General features: G+C 41.5%; 14 protein-coding genes, 10 tRNA genes, 2 rRNA genes and 1 pseudogene. 3 read left to right on the top strand and 24 right to left on the bottom strand.

From position 1 onward, the window contains the following. Window positions 1–260 precede the first annotated feature (260 nt). The 7 genes from SK578_RS01120 to patA all read right to left on the bottom strand — a co-directional run bounded on the left by SK578_RS01120 (window position 261) and on the right by patA (window position 8,304). Window positions 261–332: transfer RNA gene (locus SK578_RS01120), tRNA-Glu, on the bottom strand. Window positions 333–443: 111 nt separating this feature from the next. Beyond that, window positions 444–878, bottom strand: coding sequence for a cytidine deaminase family protein (locus tag SK578_RS01115; protein WP_042749937.1), 435 nt, complete (start codon window positions 876–878; stop codon window positions 444–446). Window positions 879–891: 13 nt separating this feature from the next. Further along, window positions 892–2,352 carry a glutamate--tRNA ligase gene (gltX, locus tag SK578_RS01110; RefSeq protein ID WP_042749935.1) on the bottom strand — a complete coding sequence of 487 codons (1,461 nt, stop codon included), beginning with the start codon at window positions 2,350–2,352 and terminating at the stop codon, window positions 892–894. A gap of 130 nt (window positions 2,353–2,482) precedes the next feature. Then, window positions 2,483–3,832 carry a glucose-6-phosphate isomerase gene (locus tag SK578_RS01105; protein ID WP_000018268.1) on the bottom strand — a complete coding sequence of 450 codons (1,350 nt, stop codon included), beginning with the start codon at window positions 3,830–3,832 and terminating at the stop codon, window positions 2,483–2,485. Window positions 3,833–4,001: 169 nt separating this feature from the next. Beyond that, window positions 4,002–4,691, bottom strand: a complete 690-nt coding sequence (locus SK578_RS01095) for a gamma-glutamyl-gamma-aminobutyrate hydrolase family protein (RefSeq protein ID WP_001138351.1) — start codon at window positions 4,689–4,691, stop codon at window positions 4,002–4,004. A 138-nt stretch (window positions 4,692–4,829) separates the two neighbouring features. After that, on the bottom strand, window positions 4,830–6,596 hold the full coding sequence (gene patB, locus SK578_RS01090) for a multidrug efflux ABC transporter subunit PatB (RefSeq protein ID WP_042749933.1): 1,767 nt from the start codon (window positions 6,594–6,596) through the stop codon (window positions 4,830–4,832). A gap of 1 nt (window position 6,597) precedes the next feature. After that, window positions 6,598–8,304: a multidrug efflux ABC transporter subunit PatA gene (gene patA, locus SK578_RS01085; protein WP_042749932.1), complete on the bottom strand. Its 1,707-nt coding sequence runs from the start codon at window positions 8,302–8,304 to the stop codon at window positions 6,598–6,600. A gap of 204 nt (window positions 8,305–8,508) precedes the next feature. Between patA and SK578_RS01080 the strand changes: the two genes are divergently transcribed. Continuing rightward, entirely contained in the window at window positions 8,509–9,525 is a 1,017-nt protein-coding gene (locus tag SK578_RS01080) for an NAD(P)H-dependent glycerol-3-phosphate dehydrogenase (protein ID WP_042749931.1), read from the top strand. A 21-nt stretch (window positions 9,526–9,546) separates the two neighbouring features. Then, the gene (gene galU / locus SK578_RS01075; protein WP_042749929.1) at window positions 9,547–10,446 is read left to right on the top strand and encodes a UTP--glucose-1-phosphate uridylyltransferase GalU; all 900 of its coding nucleotides are present in this window, start codon (window positions 9,547–9,549) and stop codon (window positions 10,444–10,446) included. Between the two features lie 140 nt (window positions 10,447–10,586). Here the strand turns inward: galU and SK578_RS01070 are convergent, their stop codons facing one another. The 6 genes from SK578_RS01070 to SK578_RS01045 form a co-directional block, all read right to left on the bottom strand. Continuing rightward, on the bottom strand, window positions 10,587–11,117 hold the full coding sequence (locus tag SK578_RS01070; protein WP_042749927.1) for an ATP-binding protein: 531 nt from the start codon (window positions 11,115–11,117) through the stop codon (window positions 10,587–10,589). Between the two features lie 331 nt (window positions 11,118–11,448). Continuing rightward, the gene (locus SK578_RS01065) at window positions 11,449–12,126 is read right to left on the bottom strand and encodes a rhomboid family intramembrane serine protease (RefSeq protein WP_042749925.1); all 678 of its coding nucleotides are present in this window, start codon (window positions 12,124–12,126) and stop codon (window positions 11,449–11,451) included. After that, window positions 12,110–12,649, bottom strand: a complete 540-nt coding sequence (locus SK578_RS01060) for a 5-formyltetrahydrofolate cyclo-ligase (protein WP_042749924.1) — start codon at window positions 12,647–12,649, stop codon at window positions 12,110–12,112. The genes SK578_RS01065 and SK578_RS01060 overlap by 17 nt, the downstream gene beginning before the upstream one ends. Before the next feature lie 11 nt (window positions 12,650–12,660). After that, window positions 12,661–13,791, bottom strand: coding sequence for an N-acetyldiaminopimelate deacetylase (locus tag SK578_RS01055; protein ID WP_042749923.1), 1,131 nt, complete (start codon window positions 13,789–13,791; stop codon window positions 12,661–12,663). Window positions 13,792–13,857: 66 nt separating this feature from the next. Continuing rightward, window positions 13,858–14,556, bottom strand: coding sequence for a 2,3,4,5-tetrahydropyridine-2,6-dicarboxylate N-acetyltransferase (dapD, locus tag SK578_RS01050; protein ID WP_000127443.1), 699 nt, complete (start codon window positions 14,554–14,556; stop codon window positions 13,858–13,860). 228 nt (window positions 14,557–14,784) lie between these two features. Then, complete coding sequence (locus SK578_RS01045; protein WP_042749922.1) at window positions 14,785–15,696, bottom strand: DMT family transporter; 912 nt, start codon at window positions 15,694–15,696, stop codon at window positions 14,785–14,787. A 104-nt stretch (window positions 15,697–15,800) separates the two neighbouring features. Between SK578_RS01045 and SK578_RS10340 the strand changes: the two are divergent. Then, window positions 15,801–17,199: pseudogene (locus tag SK578_RS10340) on the top strand (transposase). Window positions 17,200–17,326: 127 nt separating this feature from the next. Here the strand turns inward: SK578_RS10340 and SK578_RS01030 are convergent. The 11 genes from SK578_RS01030 to SK578_RS00980 all read right to left on the bottom strand — a co-directional run. Continuing rightward, window positions 17,327–17,400 (bottom strand) — tRNA-Pro (locus SK578_RS01030). Between the two features lie 15 nt (window positions 17,401–17,415). Then, window positions 17,416–17,489 (bottom strand) — tRNA-Arg (locus SK578_RS01025). Window positions 17,490–17,500: 11 nt separating this feature from the next. Next, window positions 17,501–17,586 (bottom strand) — tRNA-Leu (locus SK578_RS01020). 7 nt (window positions 17,587–17,593) lie between these two features. Then, window positions 17,594–17,665 (bottom strand) — tRNA-Gly (locus SK578_RS01015). Window positions 17,666–17,687: 22 nt separating this feature from the next. After that, window positions 17,688–17,760 (bottom strand) — tRNA-Thr (locus tag SK578_RS01010). Window positions 17,761–17,778: 18 nt separating this feature from the next. Beyond that, window positions 17,779–17,860 (bottom strand) — tRNA-Leu (locus tag SK578_RS01005). A 5-nt stretch (window positions 17,861–17,865) separates the two neighbouring features. Continuing rightward, window positions 17,866–17,938, bottom strand: a tRNA-Lys gene (locus tag SK578_RS01000). Window positions 17,939–17,962: 24 nt separating this feature from the next. Continuing rightward, a tRNA-Asp gene (locus SK578_RS00995) sits at window positions 17,963–18,035 on the bottom strand. Between the two features lie 2 nt (window positions 18,036–18,037). Beyond that, window positions 18,038–18,110 (bottom strand) — tRNA-Val (locus SK578_RS00990). A gap of 4 nt (window positions 18,111–18,114) precedes the next feature. Then, window positions 18,115–18,230: ribosomal RNA gene (rrf, locus tag SK578_RS00985) — 5S ribosomal RNA — on the bottom strand. 76 nt (window positions 18,231–18,306) lie between these two features. Further along, window positions 18,307–18,484 (bottom strand): 23S ribosomal RNA (locus SK578_RS00980); the annotation flags it as partial.

The following is an 18,484-nucleotide window of genomic DNA, read 5'->3' as shown; positions in this document are numbered from 1 at the left end:
GGATCAAACTCTCATTAAAAGTTTGAGTTCTCACTCATTTCTGTCACTGACAGATTTATTGTTTTTTCATTGTTCAGTACTACAATCTTAGTTGTAGTGCCCTGCACATTGGTTCGTCTTGTTCAGTTTTCAAAGGTCTTTGTCACTCGCTTCTCTCAAGTGACAACTATATTAGTATATCACAGCTGCTTTTTCTTGTCAACACTTTTTTGAAACTTTTTTAATCTTTTTTCATCAAGTGCCTCAACCGCAACATACCATAGTCCGTACGGGATTCGAACCCGTGTTACCGCCGTGAAAAGGCGGTGTCTTAACCCCTTGACCAACGGACCTGAGCTGTTATTTTCAACTCTTACTATTATACAGACTTTTTCACCTTTGTCAACTACTTTTTTCTGTTTTTTTCAAATTAAGTAAAAAGAGCCAGAATTATACTGACTCTTCTATTGATTATTAAACTTAGAAGCACGTTCTTCTCCCCACCAATAGGGCATTAGTTCTGCAACTTTAACTGTTTTTCTTATATTATAGTCCATCATGAATTCTGCATCTTTATTTTCAGCGTTCAACTCTAAGAGGAATTCTCTGCAAGCGCCACAAGGCATACCGGAACTTCCACCATAAGGTGGTTTGTCTCGAAAGGCTAATACTTTTTTAACCTTAGTTTGTCCTGAAAATTGGTACATATTGAAGAGAGCCGCCCGCTCTGCGCAGAGATGGAAAACACCACAAGTTCCCTCCATGCAGAAACCTGTAAATATTTGTCCATCTTCTGCTTCTACTGCGGCAACGACATGATTAGCATAAACAAAATCAGATACTTCATGTGGATTATACAATTTCTGTGCCTCTTCGTACATCTTTTCCCAGATGTCCATTATTACATCCTTCTTATTTAGAGATTTCTTTTAACATATTTTCGATATGCTGGATTGATTTTTCACGTCCAAGCAAGAAAATTGTATCTGGTAATTCTGGTCCATGCATTTCACCTGAAACAGCGATACGAATAGGCATGAAGAGATTTTTCCCTTTGATACCTGTTTCTTTTTGAACAGCTTTGATTTGTGGGAAGATATTTTCTGTTACAAATTCATCATCTGTCATCGCTTCAAGTTTTGCCTTGAAGGCTTCAAGAACTGTTAGGACTGTTTCACCCGCCATGACTTCACGCTCTGCTTCTGTCAATTCTGGGAAATCTGAGAAGAAAAGATCTGTCAATGGAATAATCTCATCTACTGATTTCATTTGTGGTTTATAGAGCTCAACTAGTTTTTCAGCCTTGTCAGTTAAACGGCCTGCTTCCTCTAAGAATGGTTTTGCCATCTCAAAGATAGTTTCTAGGTCTGCATTCTTGATATAGTCATTGCTCATCCAGTCTAGTTTCTTCTGGTCAAAGGCTGCTGGTGACTTGCTGAGGCGGTTTTCATCGAAAAGTTTAATGAGTTCTTCACGAGAGAAAATCTCATCTTCGCCACCTGGGTTCCAACCAAGAAGAGCAATAAAGTTAAAGACTGCTTCTGGTAAATAACCTTTTTTACGGTAGTCTTCGATAAACTGAAGGGTGTTGGTGTCACGTTTAGACAATTTTTTACCAGTTTCAGAGTTGATGATTAAGGTCATGTGACCAAACTCTGGTGCTTCCCAACCAAGCGCTTCATAAACCATAAGCTGTTTTGGTGTATTAGCAATGTGGTCATCTCCACGGATTACATGAGAGATTTGCATGTCGTGGTCATCGATAACAACGGCAAAGTTGTAAGTTGGGTAGCCGTCTTTCTTTTGGATAACCCAGTCACCACCGATATTGCCACCTTCAAATTCGATATCACCTTTGACCATATCATGCCACTTGTAGATACCTGACTCATTGACAGCCAAACGAACAGTTGGGATGATCCCTGCTGCTTCACGTTCTGCGATGTAAGTTGCTTTTTCTTCTTCACTCATACCAAGGTATTCATTGATGTAGCGTGGTGTTTCGCCAGCTGCTTCTTGGCGTTCGCGTTCAGCTGCCAACTCTTCTTCTGTAACGTAAGATTTGTAGGCTTTTCCTTCAGCTAACAGTTGGTCGATGTATTTTTGATACAAGTCCAAACGCTCAGACTGGCGGTATTTTTCATGTGTTTCTGGGCTTTCATCCCAATCCATGCCTAACCAGCGAAGGTTTTCAAGTTGTGAACGTTCACCATCCTCGACATGACGTTTACGGTCAGTATCTTCGATACGAATGATAAAAGTTCCACCATGATGACGTGCATACAAGTAGTTGAACAACGCTGTACGGGCATTCCCGATGTGTAGTAGTCCTGTTGGACTTGGTGCGTAACGTACGCGGATATCTTTTGACATAGTTTCTCCTATAAAGTCTCTAGGCGTCTGCCTTTTTGCTCTCTATATTATATCACAAGTCTTGGCTGAGTCCAATTTCTATGAATAAAGAGAGTAAAAAGAGTGGGCAAACCACTCTTTTCTTCTATTATTATAGACGTGCGTTAAGTTCTTTGCTCAATTCTTCAAATCCTGGTTTTCCAAGAAGGGCAAACATGTTACGTTTGTAAGCTTCAACACCTGGTTGGTCAAATGGGTTGATAGCATTCAAGTAACCTGAAAGAGCGATAGCCAATTCGAAGAAGTAGATTGTGTAACCAAGAGTGAAAGCGTCTTGCTCTGGAAGGGTCACGTACATGTTTGGTACATCACCATCTGTGTGGGCAAGAAGAACTCCATCAGTCGCTTTTTTGTTTACAAAGTCAACGTCTTTTCCTTGAAGGTAACCAAGTCCATCAAGGTCTTCTTCCAAGCTAGGGATAATCACGTTTTTACGAGGTTTGTCAACACGGACAACTGTTTCAAACATGATACGAGTTCCTTCTTGGATAAATTGACCAAGTGAGTGCAAGTCAGTTGAGAAGTTGGCTGAAGTTGGGTAGATACCTTTTTGGTCTTTTCCTTCTGATTCACCAGCCAATTGTTTCCACCATTCTGAGAAGTATTGAAGTGATGGCTCGTAGTTTACCAAGATCTCAGTTGCATAGCCTTTACGGTAAAGAATGTTACGAACTGCTGCGTATTGGTAAGCTTCGTTTTCAGAGATTTTATCTGAAGTGTAGTCTTTGCGAGCCGCATTCGCACCTTCCATAAGGGCTTTGATGTCAGCTCCTGATGCTGCGATTGGAAGCAAACCAACTGCTGTCAATACTGAGAAGCGTCCACCGATGTCATCTGGAACAACAAATGTTTCCCAACCGTTAGCATCTGCTTCAACCTTAACAGCACCTTTTTGGCGGTCAGTTGTTGCGTAGATACGTTTGTTAGCCTCTTCTTGACCGTATTTCTTAACCAAGAGTTCTTTGAATACACGGAAAGCGATAGCTGGTTCAGTTGTTGTACCTGATTTAGAAATCACGTTTACTGAGAAATCTTTATCAGCTACGTACTCTACCAAGTCAGCAAGGTAAGTAGATGAGATTGAGTTTCCTGCGTAAAGGATTTGTGGAGCCTTGCGTTCTTCTTTTGTTTGCAAGTTTGCAAAGTGGTGGTTCAAGAAGTCGATTGCTGCTTTGGCACCAAGGTAAGATCCACCGATACCGATTACAACCAAAACATCGCTGTCTGATTTGATTTGCTCAGCAGCTTTCAAGATGCGGTCAAATTCTTCGCGGTCGTAGTTTTCAGGAAGGTCCAACCATCCCAAAAAGTCGCTACCAGCACCAGTTCCTTTACGGATCAATTCATCTGCTGCTGTTACTTGTGATTGCATGTATTCCACTTCATGTGGTGCAACAAATTTGTCTAAAACTTTTGAATAATCAAATTTAATATGTGACATGTTATTCCTCCAATATTTCTTCTTTTCTATCATAACGCTTACCTTCGTTTTTTTCAAGTTTTTTGTCGAATTTCTCCAATTTTTATCAGAATTCAAACGTTTGCGTAAAAATCCCACATTCCAAAAATTTTGAAAAAATAAAAGAAAGAACGACTAGATGTTCCAGTCGTTACAGTTCATTCAATAAATACTCAAATAATTCTAAATTGCCATCTTCTTCATTGACCAGAAACTCTGGATGCCACTGCAAACCGATAATGCGGTGCTCATCGATAGACTCAATCGCTTCGATGGTCTGGTCTCTTGGATCAATAGCAGTTACACGGAAATTAGGTGCCAAATCTTTAATGCTTTGACGATGGACGGAGTTGACTTGACTTTCTTTTCCAAATAGCTTAGCCACCACGCTTCCTTCTACTGTCTCAATAGAGTGAGATGTTCCGAAAGGTAATCCTTGCCAGTGACCTTCAATTTCTTGATTGAGCGTTCCACCGAAGGCAACATTGACAAGTTGGACACCGCGACAGATTGCCATGATTGGTTTATTCTGACGGAGCGCTTCTTTCAAGAGTGCCAATTCAAATTCGTCACGGACTAGATTATAATCATCGCTCTCGATGGTCTTTTTCTCTCCATAAAACTGAGGATGGACATTTTGACCGCCTGTCAAGATAAGTTTGTCAATCATTTCTACATAATCGCGTACAACTGACTCATCACCAACAGGAATGACTAAAGGGAGACCACCGACTTGACGAATGCTCTCTGCGAATCTACAAGATACAGATGAATGAATGTTTTTGCCTTCTGCGTCTACGGGACATAGATTTGCAGCAACTCCTACAACCGTTCTAGGCATGATGTCTCTCCTTTCGAATGTTAACGATAGTTCTATCATATCACTCAAAACGCCTTTCGTCTAATATGTTTTTTTAAAGTCCGTGATAAATATTTTTTATGGACAAGAAAAAGCTGCCCACATAGGACAACTTCTTTCTTATTCAAAAACAAATTGATTGTGATAGAGTTCTGAATAGAAGCCACCTAGTTTCAAAAGTTCATGGTGGTTACCACGTTCAATGACTTCTCCATCTTTGAGGACAATAATCTGGTCTGCATTGAGAATGGTCTTCAAGCGATGAGCAATGACGAAACTAGTTCTGCCTGCTACAACCGCCTCCATGGCATGCTGAATCTTGCTTTCTGTCACCGTATCTACGTTTGAAGTGGCTTCATCGAGAATGAGAACTTCTGGATCTGTCATCAGGGTTCGAGCGATAGAAATCAATTGCTTCTGTCCTGTTGAGAAAATGCTTTGATCATCATCGATAAGGGTATCGTACTTATCAGGCAAGCTTTCGATATAGTCGTGAATGTGGGTTGCCTTGGCTGCTGCCTCAACCATTTCTTGACTAGCATCTGGCACACCGAAACGGATATTGTCTCGAATCGTTCCGCTAAACAAGACCGAATCCTGCAAAACAATTCCCACCTTACTTCTGAGACTATCCAAGTCATAGTCGCGAATGTCTTTGCCGTCAAAATAAATACCACCAGCATCAACATCATAAAAGCGATTGATGAGGTTCATAATGGTAGTTTTTCCTGAACCCGTCGGACCAACAACCGCTGTCATCTGGCCTTTAGGGGCAGAAATGCTGACATCTTTCAAAATAGGTTTGTCAGGCAAGTATGAAAAATCAATATGACTGATTTCAACACCTTCTTGCAACTTGGTAAAGGTTGGAGCCTTTTCAGGTCGAATTTCTTCTTCAGCATCAAACATTTCCTGAATCCGTTCAGCACCTGTAAAGGCCAACTGAAGACTTCCCCAACTAGCTGCAACTTGAATAATAGGCTGGTAGTACTGCTGTGAAAATTGAGCAAACATAACAATCAAACCTAGGGCTGTACTGGTTTCAATAGTCTTGTCATTTAATAAAACAGCTGAACCCGCAAAGATGACGATGGCTGTGTTAACCAAACTCATCCCATTCATGACAGGGAACAGAATTCCTGAAAACATTCTTCCTTTAAAGGTTGCCTTGCGCACACGTTCATTTTGCTCAAGAAATCCTGCCATCATATCCTCTTGAATACCTTGCACAATCACGGCTTTTTGACCTGAGATACTTTCATCCATATAGGCATTGAGCTTCCCTACCTCTTTCTGCTGGAGGTTGGTATATTTCCGTGCCATTTTCACGATAAAAATCAGCATGAGAAAGGCCACTGGTGTACTGGCAATAGTGATGAGGGCCAGCGTCACATTTCTCGAAAACATGACAAGAATCAGACCAATGTATAGAACGATGTTGCTCATGACCTGAATCAAGCTTTCGTTAAAAGCTTGGAGGATATTATCCAAATCACTGGTAAAACGAGACAGGATATCGCCATCTTGTCGGCGATCAAAGAAAGAAACAGTCAACCGAGCAAGCTTACCGAAGAGGCCTTTGCGCATCTCGTTCGTCGATTCTGCAATCACGCGCGTCATGAGACACATGTATATCACACTGGAGATAAATAGAACCAAAACTAGCAGACCAAGATTGACCATGATTCCTGATAGGCTTTGCCAAACAAGTTCTGGATTGCCATTTTGATAAGCTTGAACTAAATTAGCTAACTCTGTTACCGCTTGTCCAGAAAATACCGGAAAGAGAGCTTGGGCAAGAGTCGCCAGAACAATCATCAGGATAACAACTACAAATGATAGCTTATAGACTTTAAAATAATTCCAAAAAAATTGAACTGTCTTCATGTTACTCCTCCTTTCCTTTCTGTGTTTCATAGATTTCACGGTAAACATCATTGTTGGCAACCAAGTCTGCATGCGTACCTTGACCAATCAATCGTCCTTGATCTAGAACCAAGATTTTATCTGCATGAACAACCGAGCTAATCTTTTGCGCGATGATAATAGTTGTCGTTCCCTTCAAGTCCTTATTCAAGGCTTCTTGAACCAGGCGCTCTGACTTGGCATCTAAGGCCGAGGTCGAATCGTCAAAAATCAGAATACGTGGATTGCTGACAATTCCACGAGCAATCGACATCCTTTGCTTTTGCCCACCAGAGAAATTGGTTCCCCGTTCCTCAACTGGACTTTCAAAGGTTTTCTCCATACGATGAATGAATTCACTGGCTTGGGCAATATTGGCTGCACGCTCCATTTCAAATAGAGTGGCATCTCCCTTACCCTGTCTCAAGTTATCTGCAATCGTTCCACTAAAGAGAATGGCACGCTGAAGAACGATAGAAACTGTTTTACGCAGGGTTCCTTCACTCACTTCTCGAATATCCTTGCCTCCGATTTTGATGGCCCCTTTCTGTGGGTCAAAGAGACGTGGAATTAATTGAGCCAAGGTTGATTTTCCTGCACCAGTTGCTCCAACTACGCCAACCATTTGACCAGGTTCGATAGTAAAGCTCACATCTTTCAGCATCGGTTCCTTGTCCATTGGATAGGTAAAGGTCACATTTTCAAAGCTAAGACTGCCGACCAACTCTTCATCTGGGACATCCTTGAAGGTCATGGCTGGCTCTGCGTCCAGAATTTCTCGAATACGACGCATAGAAATCATGGCACGACTGACAGAATTTCCCAAAAATCCAACCATAACAATGGTAAAGATAATCTGGCTTAGGTAATTGACAAAGGAAGCAATGGAGCCAACAACTGACGGATCCGACTGAACCATCCCTGCAACTAGCCAAATAGAGAGGAATACCGACCCATAACCGACCAACATCATAAAGGGTTCCACTACTGAAAAGGCATAACCAATGTAAAGATTTTGACCGAGTAGCTCGTCTGAAACCTCCGTAAACTTAGCAAACTGCTCTTTTTCTTGGACAAAGGACTTGACCACACGAACGCCACGCAGATTTTCCTTGGCAATGGCATTGATGCGTTCAAGAAGGGTTTGAAACTTGGCAAAACGAGGCCCCATCATACCCATCATGACAGCAGTCAAACCAAAAATTAAGATCACCATGAGAACAATCACCCACCACAGAGAAGGTAGGGTTTGAACCGCCAAGATAAACGAACCGATGAACAAGAGGGGAAGTCTGAAAAGAATTTGGAAGGTCATCATGACCACGTTCTGAATCTGGTTGATATCATTTGTCATGCGAACGACTAGATTTCCCGCATTAAATTGTTCAATATTGGCATAAGAAAAGGTTTGGATTTTACGGAAGGCATCCTCTCGAAGATCGGATGAAACTCCTTGGGCAATATAGGCTGCTAGGACAACATTAAGACCACCAGCAACTAGACCGACCAAGGCCACACCAATCAACCAAGCCCCTATACTATAAATGGCTTCATATTTCCCAGCAAGGAGGGCGTCTAACACTTCCTGCAGATAACGCGGTTGCAAAAGTGAACTAGCAACCATCAAGCCTGTCATCAGGAGCGAAGCCAAGGCCTGCCACTTGTAGGTTTTTATTTTCTGAATCAGCATACTTTCTCCTTAAAAAATAGACAAAAGAGAGCGACAATGCGTCAGCTCCTTCTCATTCTGTTTGTGTGATGTTATTCTAGCAAAAAAGTGGGAACTTGTCAAAGAAGTCTCCTTGATACAAATTAGTGCGCTTTCATCTACAGTAATGCATGATAAAGGTTTTTATGGTAAAATAGTAAAAAGAAGGTTATAAAGGAGGGGAATATGGAAAAACAAACCATCGCCGTCTTGGGGCCTGGTTCTTGGGGAACTGCCCTTTCACAAGTCTTAAATGACAATGGACACGAGGTACGTATTTGGGGAAACATTCCCGAGCAAATCAATGAAATTAATACCTATCATACTAACAAACACTACTTTAAAGATGTCGTTCTAGATGAAAATATCATTGCCTACACCGACTTAGCAGAGGCACTGAAAGATGTAGATGCGATTTTGTTTGTTGTCCCAACAAAAGTGACACGACTTGTTGCCCAACAAGTTGCAAAAACCTTGGACCATAAGGCTATCATCATGCACGCATCAAAGGGATTAGAACCTGATAGCCATAAACGATTATCAACTATCCTTGACGAAGAAATTCCTGAACATCTCCGCAGTGATATTGTCGTTGTTTCAGGACCTAGTCATGCAGAAGAAACCATTGTGCGTGACCTAACTTTAATCACCGCTGCTTCTAAAGACTTACAAACCGCTCAATACGCTCAAGAGCTCTTTAGTAATCACTACTTCCGACTTTATACCAATACGGATGTTATCGGGGTGGAAACCGCTGGTGCTCTCAAAAATATTATTGCTGTCGGTGCTGGAGCTTTACATGGTTTGGGATTTGGTGACAATGCTAAGGCAGCCATCATCGCTCGAGGTTTGGCAGAAATTACTCGTCTAGGGGTAGCACTCGGAGCCAATCCATTGACCTATAGCGGCTTATCTGGTGTGGGAGATTTGATTGTAACGGGAACTTCCATCCACTCTCGTAACTGGAGAGCTGGAGATGCCCTTGGTCGTGGAGAATCTCTAGCTAATATCGAAGCCAATATGGGCATGGTAATCGAAGGAATCTCAACGACTCGAGCAGCCTACGAACTAGCGCAAGAACTTGGAGTCTATATGCCCATTACACAAGCCATTTATCAAGTTATCTACCACGGAACCAATATCAAAGATGCCATTTATGACATCATGAACAATGAATTTAAAGCAGAAAATGAGTGGTCTTAACCCTCTAAAGAAAGGATTCTTATGACATCAAAAGTTAGAAAGGCAGTCATCCCTGCCGCTGGACTCGGGACTCGATTTTTACCAGCAACCAAAGCACTTGCTAAAGAAATGTTGCCAATTGTGGACAAACCAACTATCCAATTTATCGTCGAAGAAGCTCTTAAATCAGGTATTGAAGATATTCTGGTTGTCACTGGTAAATCAAAACGTTCTATTGAAGACCACTTTGACTCAAACTTTGAGCTTGAATACAACCTCAAAGAAAAAGGCAAACATGACTTGCTAAAATTAGTCGACGAAACAACTGGCATTCGCCTTCACTTTATCCGTCAAAGCCATCCTCGTGGTCTTGGCGATGCTGTCTTACAAGCAAAAGCTTTTGTGGCGAATGAACCCTTCGTTGTCATGCTTGGTGACGACCTAATGGATATCACAGATGACAACGCTATACCTTTGACAAAACAATTGATGAATGATTACGAGTCGACTCACGCATCAACAATTGCTGTTATGCCTGTCCCTCATGAAGAAGTTTCAGCATATGGAGTTATCGCTCCTCAGGGTGAAGGGATTAATGGTCTCTACAGTGTCGAAACTTTCGTTGAAAAACCAGCTCCAGAAGATGCTCCAAGTGATTTGGCAATCATCGGACGCTATCTTCTGACACCTGAAATTTTTGATATCTTAGAAAATCAAGCTCCTGGCGCTGGAAATGAAATCCAGCTTACCGACGCTATTGATACGCTTAATAAAACGCAACGTGTTTTCGCTCGTGAATTTACAGGAGCTCGTTACGACGTTGGGGATAAGTTTGGCTTTATGAAAACATCTATTGACTATGCCCTCAAGCACCCACAAGTCAAAGATGACTTGAAAGATTACCTCATCCAATTGGGAAAAGAATTAGCTGAGGGGGAATAGAATTAGTTTCCAGTTAATAAATTAAGTCTCCAGCAAGTTGACTCTGGAGACTTAATTATTTTACAAATTTACATACAATTTAAAGATTTATGAGATATGTCTCTAAATCTACCAACTCAACTTCGGTCCTTAATGATGGATTACAGATTTTCAATCAAAAATCGATTTGAAGTTTTAATGATATTTGCTATTTTGGGGACGTCTAAATCATCTGTATACAGAAAATGTTTTTCCTTCTCCTTATTTTTAGCTAGAAACTCACTTCTTGCTTGTATTGATAAGTTGCCCACTCTTTCAATTTCTTTTCGAGAATCATCCCTATCTTTCAAGGTTTTTTCTTCGGCCATTAAGACACAATATTTTAGACCAATTTGTTTTTCTTTTAAGAAAGAAGCAATTTTCTTCAGTTGGTATTCAAAAATGACATACTCTATTACGACAGAGATGCCTCGAGTTATAAAATTATTGGTCAAGCTGATGATATTGTCCCAAAACAAATCCATGTAATAGCCCTCATCTTCCCAGGGAGCCACTATACCACCTTTAATCATTAAGTAAATCAAATCCCCCTCTATAACTGCACTTTTATCAAAAGAATAAGCTAACTCTTTACTAACAGTACTTTTCCCAACGCCTGGGGGGCCTGAAATAATGTAAACACAATTTTCCAACTTTATACCTCTTTTATTCTAATAATTCTTCAATCAATTTCTAATATTATAACATTTTCTATTTTTAAAATATATAATAAGACTGATACAACACTATATTCTAGAAACTTACGATACAAAAGAAATAAAAAAGCACACCATTCTCAATTTTCTGCAAAAAAACTTATTTACAAATGACTTCTTCGCGATAGAATGGGCGCTCACTTTCTCAAATCATCTACACACAAAGACTTATTTTTAGAGCTGTGTTGGTTCGAATAGTTCCAAAACCATTAAAAGCTACTCATTTTTCAAGTAGCTTTTTTTCTTATTCAAGTTTACATATTAGTCGTCACAACCCCATTCCCTTGTAGAAAAGCAAAACTGCGAGTCCTACGAATAACACTACCGCTCCTAACCTCTGGCTGGTACCATACATCCTTCTTTCTCCTCGAACTGGAAAGATAATTGCTAGAAATGCTCCGCCGACTGCACCACCGATATGGCCTGCTAGGCTGATTCCTGGAATCAGAACACTTCCAATAATGTTAACCACAAAAAGTGTCAGATAAGATTGGCCTAGCTGCTGGATATAGGGGTTCCGAGTAGCATAGCGAAGAACAATAATCGCGGCAAATAGCCCATAAAGAGAGGTAGAGGCTCCTGCTGCTAAGGATTTGGGACTAAATACAAAAACAAAGAGATTGCCCATCATTCCTGATAAAAGATAGAGAAAGAAAAACTTCTTGGATCCGAAAATTTCCTCTACTTGCCTACCAAGATAATAGAGCGAAAGCATATTAACAATGAAATGCTCCCACCCAATATGAACAAAAATGGCAGAAAAGAGACGCCAAATCTGCTCGGGAAAGAGCCGAATAGCAGGCCCATACATGGCTCCAAATCGAAATAAGGTATCCGCCCTGTCAAAGTTTCCACCTGTAGTCACCAACATTAGTAGAAACACCAAGGCCGTCACTAAGAGGAAGCAACTCGTTACAGGGTAACGTCTATCAAAGATTTCCTTCATCAATTAAAACCTCCTGAACAGGAATATCATGCTTTTCAGGGATAAAATCCTGAATTTGACAAGGATAAACCGTACTCAAAGTATGACCAGAAAAATGTTCCAGATAGCGGTCATAATAGCCTCCACCGTATCCAATCCGATATCCTTCCGTCGTAAAAGCCAGACCAGGAACATGAATCAAATCAATCTGAGAGGCATCCACCACTTCCAAATCTCCCTGTGGTTCCAGTAAGCCAAAGGAAGTTTTGACCAGTTGTTGCGGATTATAGACTACAAAGTCCATGCACCCCTTGGGATAAGTTTTGGGTATCAGAACCTTCTTGCTGTCCTTCAGCGCCTGCTCAATCAGTTCCTGCGTTTGAAACTCATGAGGAAAAGAGAGGTAGCTTGCGATGACCTTAGCTTCTTGGTAGAAGGGATGGTGTAAAAGTCGCTCAGTTAAAGTTTGGTCTATAAATTGTTTTTGCTCTCGAGGTAAAACCTTCATTTCTTGTAAGACTTGCTTACGTAATTCCGATTTCATAGACAACCCCTCTACTCTGCTGCCTTCTTTTTGAGGAAACTAGAGACCGCATCCACCCCAATAGCTAATGCTTCTTCCTTAGGACTCATCTGAGGGTGATGAAGAGCGTAGGGACTATCGATACCCAACCAAAACATAACACCGTCTACCTTCGAAAGGAGATAACCAAAGTCTTCACCTGTCATAGCAGGTTCAATATCAATTAACTCAATTCCGTCTTTTTCTTCAAAGAAATCCATCAGTTCACGCGCCAAGGCTGGATTGTTCTCAACAGGCAGGTAACCACCTTGCTTGAGTTCAACTTCGACTTCCATATCAAAGGAAGCTGCAACTCCTTCTGCAACTGTTTTGACCCTCTTTTGAACCAAGAGACTCATGTCCTGAGTCAAGGCCCGAATAGTTCCATGTAAAAAGGCTGTGTCTGTGATGACATTGTTGGTTGTTCCAGCTTGGAAAACTCCAAAGGTCACCACCGCTCCCTCGATTGGGTTGACATTTCGGCTGACCACTGACTGCACTTGGGTTACAAAGTAACTAGCCGCTACCAAGGCGTCATTGGCTTCATGTGGAAAGGCTGCATGTCCTCCTTTTCCTTTGAAACGAATCTTCACCTCACAGGTCCCTGCAAAGAGTGTATGGGTATTGGTCGCGATCTGACCAACCTTCAAATCTGGACGGACATGGAGACCATAAAATTGGTCTGGCAACCAGTCTCCAAAAGCACCATCCTCATACATGAGCATCCCACCTGCTTCATTCTCTTCAGCAGGTTGAAATAGGAAAAGCAGATTGTTCTTTGGTTGCTCCTCCAGTGCACGCTCAAGACAACCCAAGGCAATGGTCATGTGGAAATCATGTCCACAAGCGTGCATACGACCTTGGTGCTGAGAAGCAAAAGGAAGGCCTGTTTGTTCAACAATAGGTAGACCATCAATATCTGTCCGCCAACCAATGGTACGCTCTGGCTGACTTCCCTGTAAGTAGACCAAAATACCTGTCTGCCAAGTACGAACTTGAACAAAGTCCTTGCCCGCAGTCAATTTCTCAATCACATCCATCAAATAAGCATGAGTCTTGAACTCCTCCAAGCCAATCTCTGGAATCTGGTGCAAATCTCGTCTAGTCTGAATCAAATCTAACATCTATCTGTCCTCCTATATAGCAGAAAGAGGCTAGAAAAGAGTTCCGCCTCTATTTTTCATTTACAATTACAAGGTACGAAGCGCATCTTCTAGCGCTGTTTTTTGTTGAGTTTGGGCATCAATCTCTTTGATGATACGAGCTGGAACACCTGCTACCACCACGTTTTCTGGGACATCTTGGGTAACGATAGCTCCTGCCGCGACAACTGAACCACTACCGATTTGAACTCCTTCGATAACCACTGCATTGGCCCCGATGAGAACATTGTCTCCGACACGGACTGGTTCAGCACTAGCTGGCTCAATCACACCTGCCAAAACTGCACCTGCACCAACGTGACTGTTTTTCCCCACGATAGCACGGCCACCAAGGATAGCACCCATGTCAATCATGGTTCCTGCACCAATTTCAGCACCGATATTGATAACTGCTCCCATCATGATAACAGCATTGTCACCAATTTCAACCTGATCACGGATAATCGCACCCGGCTCAATACGAGCGTTGATAGCACGTTTATCTAGCAAGGGAACTGCAGAATTACGAGCGTCTTGCTCAACAACATAGTCTTGATTTTCTACCAAGCCATCGAGAAGAGGAGCTACATCCTTCCAGTCTCCAAATAGGACATTCCCTAGTTTGACAACAGAGCTAGGTACAGCAGTTGCAAGTTCTCCCTCAAAGGTTACTTTTACACTGGTTTTCTTCTCAGCATTGGCGATAAATTGGATAATTTCTTGTGCGTTCATTTTTGTAGCAGTCATAGGCGCCTCCTAGTTCATTTTAATGATACCTATTCTACCAAAAAAGGCTTCAAATTTGAAGCCTTTTTGTTTGTTTTTAGGTATGATTTTTAGGGATGTGAGATAAAACGTGCTGTCGGTAAAAGCAAGCCCCTACCGATACAACCTAAAAACACTCTTCACAACTATCTCCCCGTGTTTTATTGACTATTCTAGTATAGCACACTTTTAGAATTAAGAAAAGACTTTTTATTTACTTTCTTTCGCTTCTTCTATCGATAGGAAAATCATGGGTAAAATAATCAGGGCCATAGCTAGAAGAAGGGACCAATCCACCACCAATCCTAAAAACAAAACACTCAAGAGAGCAGAGGAGAGAGGTTCACTGGCACTAATGACAGAAACCACCAAAGGAGAAACCAAGGACACTGCCTTCATGGAAATAAAAAAGGCAAAAGCCGTCCCAAAGAAAGCGATAATGAGACAAATCAAGATACTCCAAATATCAAGAGTAAAGGAAAGCTGATAAACTGGTGAGAGAACATTGCTAAATAAACCTGCTAAAATCATACCCCACCCAACCGTGGGTACAAAACCATAGCGCTTCGCAAAAGGTTGAGGCAAGATAACATTAAACATGACCCCCATGGCACTCAGCAAACCCGTCACAAGTGCTAGCGGTGTCATGGATAATTGAGAGAGATCTCCCTTTGTCGCCATCAGGCAAACACCCAGCATGGCAACCAAAACATAAAAAATAGCGCTTTTTGACGCTCGTTTTTGATAAACTAAGCGATTGTAAAAGAGGATAAAGACAGGGCTAATAAACTGTAAAATAGTTGCTGTCGCTGCATTTGAGTATTCTACACAGAGATAGAAAAAAAACTGAACTGAAAAAATCCCCAAAATAGAATAGGCTAAAAAGGGCAGATAATTTTTCTTATCTCGCCAAATATCTAGCACTTGCGATTTTAATTGCACTGCAGACCAAATGAGCACAAGACTCCCTGCCAGTGTCAAACGCATAGAGGTAATCCAGCCAGAGGACACTTGATAATAAGTAAAGAAATATTCTCCTAAAATTCCACAGATTCCCCAGATTAAGCCGGATAGGAGCGAATAAATTGTTCCTTTAACAATCTTTTTCTGATACTGATTCATACCTTTATTGTAACACGAAAGGAAAAAAGAAAAAAGTGGCAATAGAAAAGTCCCCATAAGATCTATAATGAAAAGTTACCAAACAACTCATTAGAAAGAATCATATGGAACAACTACACTTTATCACAAAACTACTCGATATTAAAGATCCTAATATCCAAATTATGGATGCTATCAATAAGGGTAACTTCTCAAAGGAACTTCCACTTTTACTAGCGGTGGAACTTAGTTTGGGAATTTAGCTGTTATCAATAGGAATACCCACAAGTAAATCATCTCTAAACTGGAATACGATGCCCCATCTTGTCCTCATTGTGGGAAGTCAAATGAAGAAATATGACTTTCAAAAACTGTCTAAGATTCCTTACCTTGAAACGACTGGTATGTCTACTAGAATTCTGCTTAGCAAGCGTCGATTCAAGTGCTATCACTGTTCAAAAACGATGGTGGCTGAGACTTCTATCGTCAAGAGGAATCACCAAATCCCTCGTATCATCAACCAAAAGATTACTCAAAAGCTGATTGAAAAGACTTCTATGACCGATATTTCACATCAGCTAGCCATTTCAACTTCAACTGTCATTCGCAAGCTCAATGACTTTCACTTTGAGTGTAACTTTAGACATTTGCCTGAAATTATGCCCTTGGATGTTAAAAAAGTCAGGTGAGTGACTGTTTCAATCGGTAGTTGAAGATGAGTTTCATTGCGCAAGATTTTTTAATCTCAGTATCATAGCTGTTCTTGAGGGTAGAACACAAACTGGCATCCGAAATAACTTTCTTCGCTACCATAGAGCTGTTCGCTGTCGAGTGAGAATCATTACGAAGGATATGTTTAGCCCTTACTATGACTTGGCTAAGCAGCTTCGCTTTCGAATTTCTAGGCTCAGGCTGAAACAGTCTGGGAGACTGTTTCACTCCCAAACGCTAAAATCGTGTTGGATCGTTTCCATATTGTCCAACACATGAGCCGTGCTATGAGTTGTGTGCGTGTCCAAATCATGAATCAGTTTCATCGAAAATCTCATGAATACAAGGCTATCAAGCGATACTAGAAGCTCATCCAGCAGGATAGTCGTAAATTGAGTGATAAACGTTTTAATCTCCCTACTTTTCGTATGCACTTGACTAATAAAGAAATTCTAGACAAGCTTTTGAGCTATTCAGAAGACTTGAAACACCACTATCATCTCTATGACTCTTGCTTTTTCACTTTCAGAATAAGGAACCGAATAAATTTTTCGGACTCATTGAGGACAATCTAAAGCAGGTTCATCCTCTTTTTCAGACTGTCTTTAAAACCTTTCTCAAGGACAAAAAGAAAATTGTCAACGCCCTTCAACTCCCCTTTTCCAACGCAAAAATGGAAGCAACGAATAATCTCATCAAACTTATCAAGCGCAATGCCTTTGGTTTTCGGAACTTTGGAAACTTCAAAAAACGGATTTTTATCGCTCTGAATATCAAAAAGAAAGGACGAAATTTGTCCTTTCTCGAGCTTAGCTTTTCATCAACCCACTACAGTTGACAAAGAACCAATTAAAAAAGAGAGAAGCAAACTGATTCTCTCTTAATGTATATAATATCTAGTTAAACAAAAAAAGATACGCTTACGTATCTCTGTAATGAATCGGGAAGACAGGATTCGAACCTGCGACACCTTGGTCCCAAACCAAGTACTCTACCAAGCTGAGCTACTTCCCGAGTTAAATAGAAAAATGCACCCTAGAGGAGTCGAACCTCTAACCGCCTGATTCGTAGTCAGGTACTCTATCCAGTTGAGCTAAGGGTGCTCATTAGTTTATGCCGAGGACCGGAATCGAACCGGTACGATCGTTACCAATCGCAGGATTTTAAGTCCTGTGCGTCTGCCAGTTCCGCCACCCCGGCCTCTCAAAGCGAACGACGGGATTCGAACCCGCGACCCCCACCTTGGCAAGGTGGTGTTCTACCACTGAACTACGTTCGCACTGTTTTCTTCTATCTAAAAATGCCGGCTACATGACTTGAACACGCGACCCTCTGATTACAAATCAGATGCTCTACCAACTGAGCTAAGCCGGCTCATTTATTATATCTTAATGCGGGTTAAGGGACTTGAACCCCCACGCCGTTAAGCGCCAGATCCTAAATCTGGTGCGTCTGCCAATTCCGCCAAACCCGCATATATGACCCGTACTGGGCTCGAACCAGTGACCCATTGATTAAAAGTCAATTGCTCTACCAACTGAGCTAACGAGTCTAAAATAACTTGCGTTATTCTAAACGGTCCCGACGGGAATCGAACCCGCGATCTTCGCCGTGACAGGGCGACGTGATAACCGCTACACTACGGGACCTTTGGGAGTTAACGGGATCGAACCGCTGACCCTCTGCTTGTAAGGCAGATGCTCTCCCAGCTGAGCTAAACTCCCTAGAGCTAAGCGACTTCCATATCTCACAGGGGGCAACCCCCAACTACTTCCGGCGTTCTAGGGCTTAACTTCTGTGTTCGGCATGGGTACAGGTGTATCTCCTAGGCTATCGTCACTTAACTCTGAGTAATACCTACTCAAAATTGAATATCTATTCAAACCAAGAAAACCTCTCGCTTTCATATTCTCAGTTACTTTGGATAAGTCCTCGAGCTATTAGTATTAGTCCGCTACATGTGTCGCCACACTTCCACTTCTAACCTATCTACCTGATCATCTCTCAGGGCTCTTACTGATATAAAATCATGGGAAATCTCATCTTGAGGTGGGTTTCACACTTAGATGCTTTCAGCGTTTATCCCTTCCCTACATAG

Source organism: Streptococcus mitis, assembly GCF_000722755.1.
GTDB lineage: Bacteria > Bacillota > Bacilli > Lactobacillales > Streptococcaceae > Streptococcus > Streptococcus mitis_CM.
Note: the sequence above shows the minus strand (reverse complement) of the source record. Positions and strands in the feature narration are given on the sequence as shown.

What these genes read in the sequence shown, in the direction of transcription:
- SK578_RS01105 (WP_000018268.1), bottom strand. Translation starts at nt 3,832, where the DNA reads ATGTCACATATTAAATTTGATTATTCAAAAGTTTTAGACAAATTTGTT.
- patA (WP_042749932.1), bottom strand. Translation starts at nt 8,304, where the DNA reads ATGCTGATTCAGAAAATAAAAACCTACAAGTGGCAGGCCTTGGCTTCG.
- SK578_RS01045 (WP_042749922.1), bottom strand. Translation starts at nt 15,696, where the DNA reads ATGAATCAGTATCAGAAAAAGATTGTTAAAGGAACAATTTATTCGCTC.
- gltX (WP_042749935.1), bottom strand. Translation starts at nt 2,352, where the DNA reads ATGTCAAAAGATATCCGCGTACGTTACGCACCAAGTCCAACAGGACTA.
- dapD (WP_000127443.1), bottom strand. Translation starts at nt 14,556, where the DNA reads ATGACTGCTACAAAAATGAACGCACAAGAAATTATCCAATTTATCGCC.
- SK578_RS01055 (WP_042749923.1), bottom strand. Translation starts at nt 13,791, where the DNA reads ATGTTAGATTTGATTCAGACTAGACGAGATTTGCACCAGATTCCAGAG.
- SK578_RS01065 (WP_042749925.1), bottom strand. Translation starts at nt 12,126, where the DNA reads ATGAAGGAAATCTTTGATAGACGTTACCCTGTAACGAGTTGCTTCCTC.
- SK578_RS01095 (WP_001138351.1), bottom strand. Translation starts at nt 4,691, where the DNA reads ATGCCTAGAACGGTTGTAGGAGTTGCTGCAAATCTATGTCCCGTAGAC.
- SK578_RS01080 (WP_042749931.1), top strand. Translation starts at nt 8,509, where the DNA reads ATGGAAAAACAAACCATCGCCGTCTTGGGGCCTGGTTCTTGGGGAACT.
- galU (WP_042749929.1), top strand. Translation starts at nt 9,547, where the DNA reads ATGACATCAAAAGTTAGAAAGGCAGTCATCCCTGCCGCTGGACTCGGG.
- SK578_RS01115 (WP_042749937.1), bottom strand. Translation starts at nt 878, where the DNA reads ATGGACATCTGGGAAAAGATGTACGAAGAGGCACAGAAATTGTATAAT.
- patB (WP_042749933.1), bottom strand. Translation starts at nt 6,596, where the DNA reads ATGAAGACAGTTCAATTTTTTTGGAATTATTTTAAAGTCTATAAGCTA.
- SK578_RS01060 (WP_042749924.1), bottom strand. Translation starts at nt 12,649, where the DNA reads ATGAAATCGGAATTACGTAAGCAAGTCTTACAAGAAATGAAGGTTTTA.